Consider the following 17,383-nt stretch of genomic DNA (forward strand, 5'->3'; position numbering starts at 1 on the left):
GGCTGTTCTCTCAATTAATCGCTATTCATTATTTTCTGATGAGTCTTTCATCACCATGATGGAGGCTGAAAGTCCAAATCGAAGCTCAATGTCTTCTGGCAATTCGTTAATGGAAATACGCACGGGAATACGCTGTGCCAGACGTATCCACTGGAAGACAGGGTTCACATTTGGCAGTAGGTTATAACCGACAGTGCCGTCTCTTGGTGCGATACCCCATCCAATGGAATCAACAGTAGCGTCGATAGGTGTATCTGGATGAGACATCAACGTTACTTTAGCTTTGCTGCCAGCCTCTATTTGTTGCAACTGGTTTTCACGGAAGAAACCAAACACCCAAAAGCTGTTTTTATCGATAAGCGCGAGCAGAGGCTGGTTGGCAACGGCTTGTGTACCGTTACGGATATCAAGGTTAGAAACAAACCCGTCGACAGTTGCATAAACTTTGGTATAGCTAAGGTTCAACTTCGCAGACTTTAACTGCTCTTCTGCCGCCTTAATTTGCAATAGAGACTCTTCATAAGCGATCTCACGGCGAATAAGATCTTTGTGCGATACAGCACCGCGATCTTTCGCTCGGATATCCGTTAAACGGTCGTATTCGATTTTTTTTCCGCGAGAGCTGACGATGGACTTTTCCAGTCCCACTTCTGCTTGCGACAATGCAACCTCGTAGGTGGTTGGATCGATCTCAAACAATAAATCGCCAGTTTTGACTTCTTGATTATCTTTAACTGCAACGTTCACAATCGGGCCGGATACTCGTGGCGCGACTTTGATGACGTTGGCGCGTACCTGACCATCGCGTGTCCAGGGGTTATTAAAATACTCTTCATATTTTTGATAGCCGAGCCAAGCTGCGCCACCAAGAATGACAAGATTGAGTGCAATTACGAATAGTTTTTTCATCTTGTTTGGCACCTAAAATTGAATATAAAAGCTGTCGATTGCCACCACATAAAAGACCATGATGGCGATGAAAGTCAGCGACGGAAAAGCGATAAAACGAGACAAGCGCGCCTTATTTAACAGGATCACGGTAATCCAGGTTGCAGTGACCGCAAGAAAAAGCACCAGAAGCAAAGGGGAAAAGTACACATCACCCCAAGAGAGTTCATAAGGCATTATGGTTCCTCCCCTTTAGGTACTACCGTGCTGTTTGTCTGTTGAATCGGAAGCGGCGGCAGAACACGATTCTCTTTGTCTAAATACCCATCCCAGTCGGTGCGTTCGACCATCTGCTTCGCAATCTCGTCAGATAAGAACGGCTTACCGGTTTGTGCTTGCCAACCCCCACCAAGGGACTTGTACAGAGCGACGACCTGATTGGCGACATTGCCTTTAATGGAGGCATAGTTGTCTTCTGCTCGCGTCATTTTCTCTACTGAGTTCAGTAGACGCTCAAAGGATATTTGGCCGTTTTCGTATTGCGTCATCGAAATGTTGAAGGCCCGAATCGATGAGTTTACCGACTGCAAACGGAGCGATTTTTGTTGTAAATACAGGTCATAAGCTTCTAAGGCATTGGTGACCTCATTAACGGCCTGCAGTACTTTCTTGTTGTAGCTGGTTAAGGTTTCCTGAAAGCTGGCATCTTCGAAACGGATGTTATTTTTCACACGCCCATATTGGAAAATGTTCCAGCTAAAGGCAGGGCCAGCAACCATGGTGAGCGAGTCACTAAAACTAAAGCTACTACCATCCGGGACGGTACTGTCGATACCAATCGACCCGAACAGAGAAAAACTGGGGTATAAAGCCGCTTCCGCTGCACCAATCTGAGCGCTTTGTGCGCGAGCCTGCATCTCAGAGACTTGCAGGTCTGGCCTACGCATAACCAGGTTTGCGTCGATTTGGGTCTCTAAAAGTGGTGGACGTGGAACAATGGAGTTCTCGTCATTACCTGATAACGCCGTTTTTCTGCCTGTCGATTTAAATTGCGTTTCGTATTCTGCGATGCGCTCAGGAACCCCGTCTGATGCGAGTATTGCATCGACTTCTTCTGGTAATACGCCTAGCAGAAGGGCAATGGCAGTGCGCGACTGCTTCATTGCAATTTCAAGGCTCGGCTGAGCCGCTTTGGTGGTGTATAACTGGTTTTGCGCTTGTTGTACGTCAAGTTCCGTCACGTTACCCGAGTCAAATTGAACTTGAGTGATGTGTACCACGCGCTCTTGAATCTCGATGTTTCGTTTAGAGAGTAAAATACGTTCTTGGTAGGTTCGATAGTTGATGTAATTTCGTACCACTTCTGAAGTGATGGTCACCATGATGTCGTGGTAAGACGCAATCGTTGCATAGTATCCAGCCTCTACCGATTCAATCCCGCGTGCGTATTTCCCCCAAATATCCATCTCCCAGGCGGCGTCAAAGCTGAGTGCGGCGTTATTGAGCCCCTGATCATTAACGTAAGCACGTGCCAAATTACCGGATACGGTTTGTACCTGTGGATACTGCAGTCCGGATGCAACGCCGACTAAGGCTCGGGCTTGGACAATACGTAACCCGGCAGCCTCCAAATCAAGGTTTTGCTGGCTTGCCAGTTCAACCAGTTGATTCAACGTCGGGTCATTGAATTGTTGCCACCATTGTTGTACTTTTCGCTCCGATTGTTCGGTATCCTGAGCGGCCTTTTGCAATGACCAATCGCTTGGTAAAGCCGATTGCTGTGGATGGACATAATCCGGCCCCACAGTCGTACACGCACTGAGTCCAATCAGAGTTATTATGGCGAGGCTTGGTTTGGTTAATTTTTGCAGCATCATACCCCTACCTTTAAAACCGCTTCTGTTGTAAGTTCACCCAATCGATATCCTCGTAGGTTTGCTTGCAATGTTTAATTGCTTCGAACACGTTCCGTTTTAAATTCAGCAAGATATAAAAACCCGCTATCTCTGAGTAAGCGTAGTCAGATAAATCTAACTCATTAAAAAAATCTTCCAATTTATCTTCGAAAGACTGGTAATCCTGACTGTATTGATTAAAAACGGAGTCGAGTTCTTCTGTTACCTGATGGCTGGCTAACGCCCCTGCCATTGATGGAATGATCGAGTCACGATGCTGTTGACGAAGTTGGTTAATCAACGGATTCATCAACAGTTTTTTCTCAGCGACCATGAGCACATTGATGTGGCTGGATAGGACATCACAAGCTTTGCTGAACGCACCAATCGCTTCTGGCGTTGTTTGGTCAAAATGTTTGTGGTTGATTTTTGAACCCCACACTTTGAGTTTCTTTGCCGACACATTCAATGTCACCAGGTGCAAAGCGCGTTTTAGTGGCGTGAGAAAAGAATCAGACTGCTTTTGATAGGTGACAAACAGAGCGCGTGTATGCCGGAAATAGCGTTCTTTTATGGTTAAGAAAAGGTGCTCGGGTCTTGAACTGAACGGGAAGTAATGAGCAAAAATAATCATGAATACGACCAAGTAGAACAGTGTCATGATCGTCATTAGGATGCCGAAGTGGTAGAACATATTATTGTCCAGCCCGAGTACAAACAGGCCGACCATGTAAAAGATGGTTATCGGCCCGTTGAAAAGGTAAAAACCAATAAATGTGTAGCTAAAGATGAACAGGCCAAGCTCAAGCCCCAGGTCCAGTTGCGGCAAGATAAATAGGTAAGAAGGCACCGCAAATAAGAAACCAAAGGTGAACAGCACCAGCAACAAAATCGGGTGCACGGGGACAAAGGAAAGCAAGGACATAAACATAGTCGAGAAAATAACAAACGAGTAGCCGCCCGGAGGGTTAAAGTAAATCCAGATGAGACCCGCAACCCAATAAGTGACAAAGGTTTTGACCCCTGTTTTGAAATTTTCTGCATCCCACCACAAGAATTTACTTTTTGGTTTGGGCATTTCGACGTGGAATGAGACGTTGTTCGTCACCGAATCTATACAGCTGATACTTTCAGCCAGGCGCGACAGGTTCTGATGCATTGATTCCAGCAGAAAGCCTAATGTGATCGCCGAGCCTTTACTAAGGTGTGGTGCTGAATCTAACGACTCTTGATTGTATTCAACCTTAAATTCTTTGGCGCGATAAACGTGCTCATTGTCTTCCCAAACCTGCTGACAGGTATGGAATAACTGTTCTATTTCCGCGATCGTTTCATCAAAGTTCGTGATGCACTGACGATCTTCTTCAAGGCTAAAGTGGCTATGCACGGCAACCGATAATTGCTGAGTAATTTGTTTGCTCAGGTGAACCGCCAACTGCCACTCTTTTAAATACGCGGAGACGTCACTGCACTCAACACTTACAGTGGTAAATCGTTGCTCCAGACTATTTTGCGCAGCAAACATTTCTTCGGTGAGCTTGTCGATATTGAGTTGAGAAGCTCGGTGTTCTGATTCCTCTGGTGGTTCTGAACCATCTACAGACTCAGGATGTGATTCATGACTTTGTTCAAAGCTATGTACAATCGTAGCGAATAACGCTTGCTGAGTTTGATTTAATTGTTCAATAAGCTGGCGCAGGTTCTGTTCGGTTTTGACCGGGAAGAGAAAAGTACCGACCAATGTATACACCACCACGCCAAAGACCGTCATATAAGCGCGATCGACACCATAAAGAAAGGCACCGTCCGCATCACCACCGTTGGACATCATTAACGTCATCACCCCGGTAAGCATCAGTAGCGTAGGGTCTTTTTGGTAAGCGTTACGAAAATAAAAGATGAATGAAACGACAAGCGACACGCTAAGCATATACAGCAGGCGATCTTGTGCGAAGAGTCCAACCAGCAACAAGCCGACAACCGCCCCGACTAGGGTGCCGAGAACTCGCAATGTGCCTTTCGCAAGAGACTCTCGGCGACTTCCCGTTGTGGCTATCAGCATCACTGTGGTTGCTGCCGTCGATGCTTGAGGCCACCCCATTGCAAAGGGGATCAGATAAGCCAAGGTGAGGCTAAGCGATACTTTTATAGCAAATTTTATTTTGTCGTTCATAGTCAAAGTTTGCTCAGGCTTATCATTTTAAATTGATGATTTTATTAATAAAACCAATCTTGGATTGTGAGTCCAACTATATTTGGGTTGGCGGAATATAGCGAGCAAAAAGAGGCGGATTGTAAATCCTGTGTCAAAACGAGATGTATATAAATCAGTCAACTCCCCTGTATCCCTTGTTGTTATTAGGGAGATTGGGCAAATGCTCAAAATGGCTATTTGCTCACAGTCTTATTTATGAAACAGATTTCTGCTCTTTCCTAGCCGTGGCTTTTCATTAAATCGATAAATCGCCAGAGATTAAGCAGGGAAGATAGTCATTGCCATCTATGCCACCGCCTTTAAAAAGCATAGATGATGAATAGGGATTTGAGACGAAAAGTTTTATTTTTTATTGAGTTGTAAAGGTCGTATCAATCTTCGTTTACGCTCCGGGAACGAGATAGAAAAACCAGTGCAATACCACCCAAAATGATTGTGCTGGTGAGGATAGAATGCAGTGACAGGGATTCACCGAGCAGAACCGACCCAAGCAGCAAGGCGATAACGGGCACCGAGAGCTGGCTGACTGCTGCCTGAAGCAAGGTAAGTTTCTGTATAACGTGATACCAGAGTAAATAACCGATCCCTGATGCAAGCACTCCGGACGTAACTGCAAGTAAGATACCTTCAGTGCTGAGGTTAACCGAAGCGAGAAGAAATGGGGAAACGAGTAGACTGATCACTGAGGCGGCGATAAAACCCCACGTGATACCACTACTGGGTGATGGTGCCTGTTTGCCTAGCGCAGTAAAGAGCGCCCAACAAACGCCAGATATCACAATAAGTAGTGTCGACCAAACATCCGGACGAGTCGCTGATGGAAGCATTAGCCACGCGAAACCGAGAATGGACATGACGATGCCAATGACTTCTAAGGTTTTGAATCGTTCACCTTGCCACCAATGTAAAGTCAGAAGTGTCAACTGTACCGCCCCAAATAAGAGTAGTGCACCCGTTCCGGCATCCATATTCAGATACGCGTACGAAATTAATACCGCATAGCCAAATAGCGTCACACCTGCGAGTACCTTAAAGCGACTGGTCGGCTTTTCTGAATGCCAGGTTCCAGTAGCGATAAGAAAAAGGATTAGGGTGGCTGCTCCAGAGATTAAGCGGATAATGGTAAAGCTGCCTGCATCACTCAATCCGTCGACTAATGCGGCGCGACACAAGAGAGAATTGGCCGCAAAAGCAAGCATAACAACCACAGTGAGCAGAAACGTAAACATTTTCAATCCTTCATTTCGGTGCATAGCTTAAGTGTAGCGGCAAAGTGAGCTACTCAACTAGTTGATTAAGTGATTAGTTATATCTGTACTTATGGGTATAACTCGCTACATATTGCACAAATTGAAAACGCAAATTCTTTCAATCAATTAGGCGTTTTCCTACACGTTTATTGCACCACTTCTTGCTATCTTTTCGCAAGGCTGGAACACAATATGAATATGTGTTCTCAACGTCAGACCCTAATGAAAAGAAAGCAAACAATGAATGAATTTGTTTTACGATTGATGAAATGCGCTCGTGCTTATGAAAGTTTTATCGGGAATAAATTGCTAAGTAAACAAAGTATTAATAGCGAAGAATTAAAAAATATACGTAAAGAAGCGCTAATGAAATTCCCCGAGTTAAGAACTCAGCAACTCAACCAATTAAAAGAGACGGTTGAGTTCGAGTTGTTTAACAAAGTACTGCACAACACCATGTTAAAAGTGGGTTTTAGAATTCCGCAAGGTAAAGCAACAGGCACTAGTGCAATTTATATTCGTCGTTAGAGGAAAAACAGCCGCCCAATGACTCGGGTAGGCTGTTTTCTTTTTATAGGTTAAGTATTGTTCGTTTTGCTTGGTTCGCTGATGGCTTTATTTCACTAATTGTTTGTTACTAAAGTGGCGTCGACGCATCCAACCGAGCCATCCACCGATTAACAAGAAGCCAGCACCGACTGAGCCACTGCTACCGCCATCTTCACTGTTAGCATCATCATTGTCGTCTTCTTCAAAGATCTGAGGATCTCCCTCACTGTGGTAGTCTTCAGTTGCGGCTAATTCAGCATCGTAACTGGTTTTTACGCCGTCGCTCGTATGTAGCTCAATCCAAGTGGTGTAGTTAAGTATTTCGGTGAATACACTCGGTATAGCGGGAGATTCACAAATGGACGAGCCATAACTCACGATACCTATCTGTTGATACCTGCCGTTGCTGTCGACGTAGGTTAGTGGTCCGCCAGAATCACCTCGGCAAATCCCGGTATATTCCCGATCCTCAAAACCATTGGCACATAATGTTTCTTGAGCGTTGAAGCCTGAAACTAATGCGGCGCATTCTACGTCGGTCAACGGTTCAATTTCTGCCCAGCGTAAATAGTTTGCTCCCGAGGTATCAGTGGTCGAGGTCTGTCCCAAGCCAAAGATTTGGTAAACGGCCTCGTCACTGTAATCACCGAAATCTTGTGGCAGAGTGATGGATTGTACGTTATCAGTAATCGGTCGCGAGAGTTCCAGCAGGGCCAGATCGTTAATCCACAACGTACTCGCGTCATAGTCTGGATGAATGGTAATTCTACGCACGTCTTTAAACTCGGAGACATAAACGTCGTCCATGGTCGGGTTTTTGACTAAAACACGTAAGTCGTCAGTACTCCAGCCATCGGTGAATACCTCTGACTCCACACAGTGTGCGGCAGTTAAAATGTAGCGGTCATTCACTATAGAACCGCCGCAAATATTAGCGAATTCGTTAGCTCCGGTTTTATAGAGTACCAAACGAGCAAAAAACGGCAGTTGATTCAACATGGTAGGTTCACCACCAATGATAGCTGCGGATATACCTTGCTCAGAGAGCGTTGTGTCTGTATCTGCGATGGTCGTCATAGGCAAAATGAGGCAAGCCCCGCTAATCAAAAAATGATTTAACCTCATAACCTGTCCTTATTGTTAGATTTGTTATTACATTTACTTTAGTCAAGACTCCAACAAGCACAACATTGCTTACATCCATTCTCACTATTTATACTGGTGAGGTTTTATTCGATGGGAGCGATTGCGGCTTGTAGACTAGAGATTGTATAACCTGCATCTTGACTTCGTTTGGGTATACAATACCTGAAAAGCTGTAAATCTAAGAGAGTAAATGATGGAATTTAAGGTGGATACCCATACACATACGTATGCCAGCGGCCACGCTTACAGTACGTTGATTGAAAATGCTCAGTCGGCAAAAGAGAACGGACTCGTGATGTTCTGCACTACCGACCACGCAGAATCGATGCCGGGAGCACCTCACTACTGGTTTTTCTCCAACCAGAAAATTCTGCCTCGTCACCTCGAAGGTATCGCGATCATTCGTGGCGTTGAAGCCAATATCCTGAATACGGAAGGCGATATTGATATCCCTTTAAGCGTTGACCGTAACCTCGATTGGGTGATTGCTAGTTTCCATGAGCCGGTATTTAATCCGTCGAACCGAGAAACTCATACCGAAGCGTTACTCAATGTTATCCAAAGTGGTCGTGTTGATGCGCTTGGACACCTCGGTAACCCTAACTTTGACTTTGATTTTGCAACGGTTCTGAAATGCGCCAAAGAACATAACGTTGCCATTGAGATCAACAATACGACGCTGAAAGGGAATAGCCGCGTAGGGAGTGTCGACCGTTGTCATGAAATCGCGCGGATTGGTAAAGAACTCGGTGTGTTTTTTACCACGGGCAGTGACGCTCATTTTTGCCATGATGTCGGGAATCTTGATTTGGTTGGCGAGCTCCTGGACAGCGTTGGCATCCAGACTGACAAAGTTATTACGCACTCGGCGAAACAGTTCTTGTCATTCTTAGAACTTCGTGGGCGAGCGCCCATTGCTGAGTATGAAGAAATGCGTAATGCATAAACTTGATTACATTTTGCTAATGCACCCTTAGTGGGTTTCCTTTACACTGCGTAGCTTAACTATCCGAATCATCCAGAATATTGGATGATTCGGATAAACAAAGCCGACATAGAATTCGGCACTAAAAATGGAGAAGTGAAGATGTTACGTCCTTTAATTTTGGGGTGTGCAATTGCGTTGGGCTCAAGCAACGTAATGGCGGAAGCGGTTGATCTCAAACAGAACATGAAACAGATGAAGATGGATTTCAAACAAGCGGCTGAAGCGTCGGATGTTGAAACCATGAAGTCAGCAATTGATAGCCTACAAGCGATCGTAGAGCAATCTAAGCGCGGTAACTACCCACCAGAGAAGTTTGATACGTATCTGGAAGGTTTTAACAAGTTAACGGTCGCGCTTGATAAAATCGAAGCGGATTTGGATGCCGGCAATTTAACGGAAGCCAAACAGCAATTGCGTGACATTGACAGCTTGCGCGAAGAGTACCACGACAAGCGTAACCCAAGTATCTGGAGCAAGCTGTTTGGTTGATTTTGCTAACCGTCTCATTATTTCAAGACCTGCAACGCTGCGGGTCTTTTTATTTGTGACGGAAAATAGCGCTGAGCCTGAAATCCTTTATTGAGCTTGTACTTAGAATTGGTTACGCTGTGTGAAATTTGTTAAGTCACCGTTATGCGTAGATTAATTCCATTTTATCGCTCCATGCTGCTTATTAGTGCCTTGAGTTGGGCGCTAGTAACAATGATGCCTGTTATCAATGCTCATGGTAACAGCATGGGTGTATGGGCGACGCTATGTACGCTTAATGGCTTTGAATTGATACAGGTTGAAGAGGGCGATAGTGCTGTCACGCATAAGGGGAAACCTTGCCCATTCAGTTACTTTTCACCCTTTCATCACGACTCACTTCCAACTACACCTTTACTTTTACGACTGAGCTCGGTTATTTCTGAACGTTACACTTTTTTGGCTCTAAGTGTACGATTTGAAACGCCAGTTCCACGAGCGCCCCCGTTGATTACCTGATAAAAAACCAAGTATCACTCTGATACGCTTTAAATACCACCAGAACTCCACCAATACCCTTCAGCTTTCTGTCTTCAATAATTACTTCTGATATAGCTCCAAAGGCAACCGATCCGGATCCTGAAAGAAAGTAAAGGCTTTACCGGTGAATTCATCAATTCGAATGGGCTCTACTTCGATATTTTTCGATTCAAGGTATGCTTTGACTTCCTCAACATCATCAACTTGAAACGCCAGATGACGTAAGCCTTGAGCTTCCGGAAAACTTGGACGCTCCGGGGCACCTGGAAAACTGAATAACTCAATTTGACTGCCATCAGGTAATTCAAGATCAAGCTTGTAAGAATCCCGCGCTTCACGGTAGTTTTCTGCAAGAATAGGCAGTCCCAATATTTCGCTATAAAAGTGCTTAGACTTTGGGTAATCATTGCATATGATGGCGACATGATGAATCGCATTAAACATGGTTAGGTTCCTTTGTGACCAGGTGTTGATTGACAAAATCGAGAAATACACGCAAGCGCGCTGGCATGTATTTCGTTTGTGGGTATTGCATGGCAACCGCACCGTGATAGTTACTCTTGATCATCCAATCTGCAAGCACTTCGACAACCTCACCGCGCGCCAGAGCTTTTTTAACCACAAAGTCATGAAAAATGCCAATACCTAACCCTGCTTTAACGCCATTTAGACGCATTTGTGAGTGGTTTACCGCGTAGCGTCCATTGACTGCAACAGAATGGAATGCCTCTTCTTTAAAAAAGGACCAAATGTTGTCTTTATCGTTCTCTGCGAGATAAATACAGTCGTGCTGTTCCAGCTGGGTTGGGTGATCTGGCATTCCGTGCTCTGCTAGGTAGTTTGGTGATGCACACAACACCAGATTGGTTTTACTGATCTCTTTTAATACCAGGTTTTCGTCGGGTTTATCGGTCAACTTGAAAGCGACATCGATACCTTGACGAAATAGATCGATCTCTCCATCTGCGGCACGCAGCTTTAATTGGATCTTGGGGTATCGCTGTAAGAAAGGTAAAACAAAGGGCTGAAGTACTGAATTTAAAAACGCTTCTGGTGCGGCAACAGTGAGGGCACCTGCTGGCTCAGTATGATCTTGTGCTGAAAGTTCGACGGCCTGCTGTGCTGCATTAACCATCGCAATGCTTTGATCATAGACTTTTTGACCTGCTTGCGTGATGAGCAGTTTACGAGTCGTGCGTTCAAACAATTTCACCGAAAGCGCATGCTCTAATCTTGTGATCAATTTGCTCAAAGCAGAAGGCGTGACACCAAGCTGTTTTGCGGCGGCGGTAAAGCTACCTTCATTCACTACCAAGATAAACGAGGCGAGATCAGGAAGCAGGGCGATAAGTTTTGTATTAACCATAGGTTTTGGTTCTGTAGCGCGTAATGACGGTATTTTCTGGCACTGCATGAGTAGATTCAAGTGTGTCCGTCTCGCTTTCACGAATTTTGTAACGGTGTCTGATCGTTGGCGTTTAGGAAGAACAAATCCTTCTCATCTGAAGCGAGGAGAAGGATTCTCTTTTGCCTTATATTTCCGTCTGGTTATTACGCTTAAATACAAACTCAATACACAGGCCAATGGGGGGATGAGGGCGTTACTCGATCACCCCGCAAACAATGCGAGCTCCACCACCACCAAGTTTCGCTGGCTGATCAGAATGATTGTCGCCTCCTGCATGGATCATTAACGCTCTGCCTTTTAAGTCAGATAACTTCAGACGTGGGGCTAGGACAGGGGAAATGGCATTGCCTTGCATATCGGCATATAAAGCAGGAAGATCGCCGAGGTGGTTATCGTCTGTCCAAGGATAGCCGTGCTTACCTGTATTTTGCGGATCATAATGGCCGCCAGCACCACCACCTAGAACTGTTTTTCCATCTTTTTCGGCACTTTCACAAGATGGGTTTACATGCACATGAAAGCCATGTAAGCCAGCTGGGACGCTGGATAAATTAGGGGTAAATACAACACCGTACGGACTTTCTGATAGCTCCACGGTTCCAACGCTTTTGTTGGTATTGAGGTCGGTCATGGAGATCGATTGTGCAATCGCAGCAGGGGCAATTACTCCGATCAATGTCGCAGTTGCAGAAATGCTCAGTAATCCTTTTAACATGGTTTGTCCTTCCATATTTATATTCGGATGGTCTTAAGTTCAAAGTATCCGTTTCATGAAAGAGCGTGTTTTGTTTCATGCTCTTTTAACAACTTTTCCTGTGAACTAAAGAAAGATCTCAAGCCGTACCGCCGAATTCCCGACTTTAATAAAACTTAGCATATCAGAGATATTTGGTATGAGAATCATCGTGATAATTAATGAATGAACAGTAAAGGTATTTGAAATAGTTGATAAAGATAAAGCTGTTAACCTTAAGGATAGTGCTCATCGCTGTTTTAAACGAAAGGAGAATTTAAACTTTTCCTATTAATATTCGTCAACTTAGCTAATATTTCACTATGAACCAAGGTGAATATCTTCTAGTAGTTAAGTTGTTGCTTATGTCATCATTTTGTTAGAAAAATGGAATAAGGATCACTTAATTACGCAGAAAAAAATTAAACTATGGTTTGAATAAGTAATAATGTTTTAGTAACAAATAGTTACGTGTTCTTAATTAACAATTTGATGGCTAATTTCGACAAGGAATGAAAAAAGATGAGCAATAAGGAATCTACTCAGACAGATCGCAGCCGCCGTAATTTTCTCAAAGGGGCAACGGGCGCCGTTGTTGCTGGTGTGAGTGCATCTGCCTTTTCCGGCATAGCACAAGCCGGTGAGCAGAAAATTAACTGGGGTAGTCAAGGTCTAGGTAGTAAAAACGATAGACAATTTTGGCGTAAAGTTCAAAAGCAGTTTGTTCTAGACAAAAAAACGACGTACATGAACATTGGCACGACAGGTTCTATGCCGAAGCATGTACTGGAAAACTACGCAGAAAATAACAAGCTAGTGGCAACATACCCATGGGATATGCAAGGCAAGTTTGGTCCTTGGCCACAAGTGAGTAATATGGCAGAGCAAATTGCTGCGGGATTTGGCGCGGATGGCGACGAAATTATCCTTAGCCGAAATACAACCGACGGCATGTGTACAATCATCAATGGACTGCAATTCGAAGAGGGTGACGTTATCCTTACAACGCATCATGAACATGCGGCAGCCCTTTCTCCTCTTAACGTCGCAAAAGAGCGTTTCAAGGCTGAGATTGTTGAAATTCAACTTCCTGAGTTTACTGGTAAGGAAGAGGTATCGGTAGACAAATATGTTGACGCATTCCGTACAGCGATTGAATCAAATGCGAATGTGCGACTGATCGTTTTCTCTCATATCACTTATAAAACAGGCACGGCTTTACCGGCCAAGGATATTTGTGGGCTCGCAAAAGAATACAATATCCCTACGTTGATAGACGGTGCTCACACCATTGGCATGCTAAATCTTGATTTCCATGACTTAGACTGTGACTTTTATGCAGGTTCTGGGCATAAATGGCAGTGTGGTGCCGGCGCGACTGGTATTTTATACGTACGAAAAGATGAGAAGGGTATCCTTGGCGGGCGTTTGAATGATGACTACTGGAGCGATCGAGAAAATCCGCTGTGGTTGATTAACTCATCACTGTCTCATGTTGATTCTATAGGTCAGCAAGCCCAGTTTCAGTACATTGGTAACGATAACTTCCCTGCAAAGCAAGCGTTAACGGATAGCTGTAAAATGTGGGATGAAATTGGCCGTGATCGAATTGAAGAGCGTGTTCTTGGTTTAGGCAGTCTGTGTAAAGAGTTACTCGCTGAGGCTTTGCCAGATGCGAAAATTTTCTCGCCGAATGTAGACGGTCTAAAGAGTGGTATCACGACGTTCAACCCATTTTTTGATAGGTTGACGAGAATTGATATTTTGACTCAGTTCCGAGATCTTCTGCGCGAGGAGTATGGCTATATCGTCCGTACAACCGATTTCAAGTTGAACAAAGATGATAATGACGATATCCACGCGCTTCGTATCTCTACACACTTGTTCCATGATGAGCAAGATGTAGAAGGATTAGTCCAAGCGATTGCAGACTTGTACTACTCACGCTCATTCTAAGATTATTGTTTATCACTTGAGCGCCTGCTGTTTGGGCGCTTTGTGAAAAAGGTTATGCACTATGTCAGTCAAGATACTTAAACGAACCATAGCAACGGTAGGGCTCATAACAGCGACTGTTATGTCATCTTCTGTTTGGTCAAGTGATCTGGAAGAAATCCGCGAGAGTGGAGTCCTACGTCATATCGGTGTTCCTTACGCCAATTTTGTTTCTTATATCGAACAAGGTGAAATGGAAACACTGACAGGGTTTGATGTGGACATAGTAAGAGGCTTCGCTCAATCCTTGGGGGTGCGTTACGAATACGTGCCTGCTCAGTGGAGTAATATGATTGGCAAGCTAATTGGTCAGCATGTGCATTACCAAGACAAAAGGGCGGTTTTAGGTGAAACAACACCCATTGAAGGCGATCTGATTGCTAACGGTGTCACTATTCTTGACTGGAGAACTGAAGTCGTCGACTTTTCTCAGGATTACTTCCCTTCTGGTGTTTGGTTGGTCTCCAGAACGGACTCATCTCTTTCTCCCATTAAACCTACGGGTTCGATTGACGACGACATTAGTATCGTTAAAGAGCTTATTGACGGCCGAGAGGTTTTAGCTTTGGAGCACTCCTGTCTGGATCCCAATCTTTATGACTTATATGACACGGGAGCAAAAGTCATTCTTCCTGATGGTGATCGTCTCTTAAATGAGATGGTACCAGCAATTTTGAAGAATGATGCTGAAAGTACACTTTTAGATGTTGCTGATACACTTATCGCACTAGAAAAATGGCCAGGCGAAATAAAAGTGATTGGCCCAATATCAGAAAATCAAAAGATGGCGGTAGCATTTCGGAAAAATTCACCAGAGCTACGTGAAGCGTTTGACCAATATTTGAATTCTATTAAACAAGATGGAACGTATGAAAAACTGGTGAAGAAGTATTACCCATCTATTTACTACTTTTACAATGATTATTTCATAGAAAAAAGTAAGACAGATTAATGAAAAAGGCTGTTAAAAAAATATCCAGTAGAAAAATAATAACAATAAGCGCCATTTTAGTGTCTGCCTATTTGACAATGCTTATTGTGGTTACCAGTCTAGGTCAAGATAAATTAAAAGAGTCACAATATAGAGAGTTAGACTTAAAAGTAAAAAGTTATGCTAGTACACTTGACAACTTATTTACTATTGCAAGTGAAGATGTTGAAAATTTATCTGGTGATAAGACGGTTCAAACCTTTTTTGCCAACTTAGCTTCTGGCATGTCAATGGAATATGGTTTAGGTGCGAGTCTCATTAATCTTAAACACCGCTTTGATAGTAAAATAGCGAGTAAGAAAATAAATAACAGCCATATTTATAATAAGTTAACGCTGGTGGGAGGTGATGGAACGATTATTGTCTCTACAGAACCTCAGGACTTACAGGTGATAGACGTCAATAAACTCTCAATCGATCATGGCCATACAGAGGAAGTTTATGCGTCTGAAGATGAGGACGGTACCCTCATTCAAGTGGTCAAAAAAGTCGCGTTTTCGGGTAAACAAGTTGCGTTTATTGTGGCCGACATCAATACCAATGTCGTGATTGAACAACTGACCAATCAGGAACATGAAGATAGTTATAGTCGAATGGTTCTCAATGTTAAAAACGTTGAAATGGTTGTGTGGGACTCTATTACGAAGAATTCTACAGATAAACAACACCAGCGTTTAGTTGAACCAAAAGAATTGAAGAATAAAATCTATTTTGAAGTGCCAGTTGATCGATACCACTTTAAATTAAGAGCTTGGTTTGAACCTTTAAGTGAAAGCGATGTTCTTACCTCTCGTCTATTTATTATTGGCCTGAGTATTCTTGCTGTAATGATCGTTATTGGCCTCTGTTATGCTTTTATTGCAAATAACAATAGAATTGGATTAAAAATAAAGCTTGAAGAAGAGAAAAAGCGCAAGGATATTCTATCTAAACAAAACCAAAAACTGACTAATGAGATTGAACGACGTATCGCTTCAGAAAAAGAGCTCGAGTTCCAAGCGAAATATGACACGTTAACCAATTTACCCAATCGTAGCTATGGTTCAGAAAGGTTGGCGTTGGAATTAATACGAGCTTCTCGTAATGGCACTCAAGTACTCGTTATGTTTATCGATTTGGATCACTTTAAACAGATCAATGATTCCATGGGTCATTTTGTTGGTGATGAAATCCTTAAGCTCAGTGCACAGCGACTACACCGTGTGGCGAGACAAACGGACTTACTGGCCAGAATTGGTGGTGACGAGTTCTTACTGGTTGTGCCTGATTTACCAAATGGTGAAGCGGCTAAACGTGTCGCTTCCAGTGTACTGTCTTCGTTTGATGCGCCATTGGTGTGGAACAATCATGAGTTTTTCCTGAGCAGCAGTATCGGGATGTCAGTGTTCCCTGATGATGGAGAAACGGCGGAGCAATTACTGGCGTGTGCTGATATGGCAATGTATCGAGTCAAACAAGACGGCCGTGACGCTTTCTGCTTTTATGACCAGAACATGAACCAAGATTTACAGCGCTATCTCGATTTGGAAAGCCGACTACGCAGTGCGATTTCCAATCAGTTATTGGAAGTGTATTACCAGCCGATTGTGGAGTTGAAAACCGGTCAGATTGTCGGGGCTGAAGCACTGATGCGTTGGAATGATGACAAATACGGTTTCGTTAATCCTGAAGAGTTCATCTCCATCGCGGAAAAAAATGGATTAATTCACCAAGTGGGAGAATTTGCTATTCAGCAAGCGTGTCAGCGCGCTGCACAATGGCAATCTATCACTCCTTTGTTTATGTCGGTCAACTTCTCTAGTGTGCAATTCCGTTATTGTGAACGATTGCTTGAGCTTATTACGCAAAACTTACGTGAGTCAGGGCTTGCCGCAGACAAGTTTGATGTCGAAGTAACGGAAAGTTTGTTGTTCAACCATAACCAGGAGCTCCTGGATATGCTAGACAACTTACGCGCTTTAGGAACCAAACTGACTATCGATGATTTTGGAACGGGGTATTCAGCATTAAGTTACTTGCAGAAGTTCCCATTTGATCGTCTGAAAATCGATCGGGCATTCATGCAGAACGTGTTTGAAAATGAGTCAGATCGAGAACTGGTTAATGTGATCGTTGCGATGGCGAAAGCACTCAATCTAAAAATTGTTGCTGAAGGCATCGAAGAGAGCCGACACGTCGATTTTCTCAATGACCTAAACTGTGAGTTCGGGCAAGGTTTCTACTATAGCCGTCCACTGCCTGCTGAGGAGTTTGAAGCCTTACTAAAACAGCCAATCTGGTTGTAAATCCTTTCAATACAATATGATAGTAAAGCATT

16 protein-coding genes are annotated in these 17,383 nt (G+C 43.8%); 7 read left to right on the forward strand and 9 right to left on the reverse strand.

The window, feature by feature from the left end:
- Positions 1-21 precede the first annotated feature (21 nt).
- The 5 genes from RXX31_RS12065 to RXX31_RS12085 form a co-directional block, all read right to left on the reverse strand.
- Entirely contained in the window at positions 22-909 is an 888-nt protein-coding gene (locus RXX31_RS12065; RefSeq protein WP_317589637.1) for an HlyD family secretion protein, read from the reverse strand.
- Between the two features lie 12 nt (positions 910-921).
- Positions 922-1,125 carry a DUF1656 domain-containing protein gene (locus RXX31_RS12070; protein ID WP_317589639.1) on the reverse strand — a complete coding sequence of 68 codons (204 nt, stop codon included), beginning with the start codon at positions 1,123-1,125 and terminating at the stop codon, positions 922-924.
- Positions 1,125-2,765: a TolC family protein gene (locus RXX31_RS12075; protein ID WP_317589641.1), complete on the reverse strand. Its 1,641-nt coding sequence runs from the start codon at positions 2,763-2,765 to the stop codon at positions 1,125-1,127. Before RXX31_RS12075 ends, RXX31_RS12070 begins: the two co-directional genes overlap by 1 nt.
- A 10-nt stretch (positions 2,766-2,775) precedes the next feature.
- Positions 2,776-4,956 carry an FUSC family protein gene (locus RXX31_RS12080; RefSeq protein ID WP_317589643.1) on the reverse strand — a complete coding sequence of 727 codons (2,181 nt, stop codon included), beginning with the start codon at positions 4,954-4,956 and terminating at the stop codon, positions 2,776-2,778.
- A gap of 413 nt (positions 4,957-5,369) precedes the next feature.
- The gene (locus RXX31_RS12085) at positions 5,370-6,227 is read right to left on the reverse strand and encodes a DMT family transporter (RefSeq protein WP_317589644.1); all 858 of its coding nucleotides are present in this window, start codon (positions 6,225-6,227) and stop codon (positions 5,370-5,372) included.
- Positions 6,228-6,488: 261 nt separating this feature from the next.
- Here RXX31_RS12085 and RXX31_RS12090 point away from each other — a divergent pair, with 261 nt between their 5' ends.
- Positions 6,489-6,776, forward strand: a complete 288-nt coding sequence (locus RXX31_RS12090) for a hypothetical protein (RefSeq protein ID WP_317589645.1) — start codon at positions 6,489-6,491, stop codon at positions 6,774-6,776.
- Between the two features lie 87 nt (positions 6,777-6,863).
- Here the strand turns inward: RXX31_RS12090 and RXX31_RS12095 are convergent, their stop codons facing one another.
- On the reverse strand, positions 6,864-7,922 hold the full coding sequence (locus tag RXX31_RS12095) for a serine protease (protein WP_317589646.1): 1,059 nt from the start codon (positions 7,920-7,922) through the stop codon (positions 6,864-6,866).
- 214 nt (positions 7,923-8,136) lie between these two features.
- Here RXX31_RS12095 and RXX31_RS12100 point away from each other — a divergent pair, with 214 nt between their 5' ends.
- The 3 genes from RXX31_RS12100 (at position 8,137) to RXX31_RS12110 (ending at position 9,918) form a co-directional block, all read left to right on the forward strand.
- Positions 8,137-8,889 carry a phosphatase gene (locus tag RXX31_RS12100; RefSeq protein ID WP_317589818.1) on the forward strand — a complete coding sequence of 251 codons (753 nt, stop codon included), beginning with the start codon at positions 8,137-8,139 and terminating at the stop codon, positions 8,887-8,889.
- A gap of 141 nt (positions 8,890-9,030) precedes the next feature.
- Positions 9,031-9,420, forward strand: coding sequence for a cytochrome b562 (locus tag RXX31_RS12105; RefSeq protein WP_317589648.1), 390 nt, complete (start codon positions 9,031-9,033; stop codon positions 9,418-9,420).
- 144 nt (positions 9,421-9,564) lie between these two features.
- A complete protein-coding gene (locus RXX31_RS12110; RefSeq protein WP_317589650.1) occupies positions 9,565-9,918 on the forward strand; it encodes a hypothetical protein in 354 nt (117 codons plus the stop codon).
- An 81-nt stretch (positions 9,919-9,999) separates the two neighbouring features.
- Here the strand turns inward: RXX31_RS12110 and RXX31_RS12115 are convergent, their stop codons facing one another.
- The 3 genes from RXX31_RS12115 to sodC all read right to left on the reverse strand — a co-directional run bounded on the left by RXX31_RS12115 (position 10,000) and on the right by sodC (position 12,062).
- The gene (locus tag RXX31_RS12115) at positions 10,000-10,383 is read right to left on the reverse strand and encodes a VOC family protein (protein ID WP_317589652.1); all 384 of its coding nucleotides are present in this window, start codon (positions 10,381-10,383) and stop codon (positions 10,000-10,002) included.
- Positions 10,376-11,305 (reverse strand): LysR family transcriptional regulator, encoded by a 930-nt coding sequence (locus RXX31_RS12120; RefSeq protein WP_317589654.1) that lies wholly within the window; start codon positions 11,303-11,305, stop codon positions 10,376-10,378. The genes RXX31_RS12115 and RXX31_RS12120 overlap by 8 nt, the downstream gene beginning before the upstream one ends.
- 235 nt (positions 11,306-11,540) lie before the next feature.
- Positions 11,541-12,062: a superoxide dismutase [Cu-Zn] SodC gene (gene sodC / locus RXX31_RS12125; protein ID WP_317589656.1), complete on the reverse strand. Its 522-nt coding sequence runs from the start codon at positions 12,060-12,062 to the stop codon at positions 11,541-11,543.
- Positions 12,063-12,602: 540 nt separating this feature from the next.
- Here sodC and RXX31_RS12130 point away from each other — a divergent pair.
- From RXX31_RS12130 to RXX31_RS12140, 3 genes are all read left to right on the forward strand, one after another.
- On the forward strand, positions 12,603-14,036 hold the full coding sequence (locus RXX31_RS12130; protein ID WP_317589657.1) for an aminotransferase class V-fold PLP-dependent enzyme: 1,434 nt from the start codon (positions 12,603-12,605) through the stop codon (positions 14,034-14,036).
- Positions 14,037-14,097: 61 nt separating this feature from the next.
- Positions 14,098-15,027, forward strand: a complete 930-nt coding sequence (locus RXX31_RS12135) for a transporter substrate-binding domain-containing protein (RefSeq protein ID WP_317589659.1) — start codon at positions 14,098-14,100, stop codon at positions 15,025-15,027.
- Positions 15,027-17,351, forward strand: coding sequence for a bifunctional diguanylate cyclase/phosphodiesterase (locus RXX31_RS12140; protein ID WP_317589660.1), 2,325 nt, complete (start codon positions 15,027-15,029; stop codon positions 17,349-17,351). The genes RXX31_RS12135 and RXX31_RS12140 overlap by 1 nt, the downstream gene beginning before the upstream one ends.
- Positions 17,352-17,383: the final 32 nt, after the last annotated feature.

The organism is Vibrio sp. EA2, from assembly GCF_033042495.1.
Taxonomy (GTDB): Bacteria; Pseudomonadota; Gammaproteobacteria; order Enterobacterales; family Vibrionaceae; genus Vibrio.

Coding starts and splice junctions, on each gene's coding strand:
- RXX31_RS12065 (WP_317589637.1), bottom strand. CDS start 909: ATGAAAAAACTATTCGTAATTGCACTCAATCTTGTCATTCTTGGTGGC.
- RXX31_RS12070 (WP_317589639.1), bottom strand. CDS start 1,125: ATGCCTTATGAACTCTCTTGGGGTGATGTGTACTTTTCCCCTTTGCTT.
- RXX31_RS12075 (WP_317589641.1), bottom strand. CDS start 2,765: ATGATGCTGCAAAAATTAACCAAACCAAGCCTCGCCATAATAACTCTG.
- RXX31_RS12080 (WP_317589643.1), bottom strand. CDS start 4,956: ATGAACGACAAAATAAAATTTGCTATAAAAGTATCGCTTAGCCTCACC.
- RXX31_RS12085 (WP_317589644.1), bottom strand. CDS start 6,227: ATGTTTACGTTTCTGCTCACTGTGGTTGTTATGCTTGCTTTTGCGGCC.
- RXX31_RS12090 (WP_317589645.1), top strand. CDS start 6,489: ATGAATGAATTTGTTTTACGATTGATGAAATGCGCTCGTGCTTATGAA.
- RXX31_RS12095 (WP_317589646.1), bottom strand. CDS start 7,922: ATGAGGTTAAATCATTTTTTGATTAGCGGGGCTTGCCTCATTTTGCCT.
- RXX31_RS12100 (WP_317589818.1), top strand. CDS start 8,137: ATGGAATTTAAGGTGGATACCCATACACATACGTATGCCAGCGGCCAC.
- RXX31_RS12105 (WP_317589648.1), top strand. CDS start 9,031: ATGTTACGTCCTTTAATTTTGGGGTGTGCAATTGCGTTGGGCTCAAGC.
- RXX31_RS12110 (WP_317589650.1), top strand. CDS start 9,565: ATGCGTAGATTAATTCCATTTTATCGCTCCATGCTGCTTATTAGTGCC.
- RXX31_RS12115 (WP_317589652.1), bottom strand. CDS start 10,383: ATGTTTAATGCGATTCATCATGTCGCCATCATATGCAATGATTACCCA.
- RXX31_RS12120 (WP_317589654.1), bottom strand. CDS start 11,305: ATGGTTAATACAAAACTTATCGCCCTGCTTCCTGATCTCGCCTCGTTT.
- sodC (WP_317589656.1), bottom strand. CDS start 12,062: ATGTTAAAAGGATTACTGAGCATTTCTGCAACTGCGACATTGATCGGA.
- RXX31_RS12130 (WP_317589657.1), top strand. CDS start 12,603: ATGAGCAATAAGGAATCTACTCAGACAGATCGCAGCCGCCGTAATTTT.
- RXX31_RS12135 (WP_317589659.1), top strand. CDS start 14,098: ATGTCAGTCAAGATACTTAAACGAACCATAGCAACGGTAGGGCTCATA.
- RXX31_RS12140 (WP_317589660.1), top strand. CDS start 15,027: ATGAAAAAGGCTGTTAAAAAAATATCCAGTAGAAAAATAATAACAATA.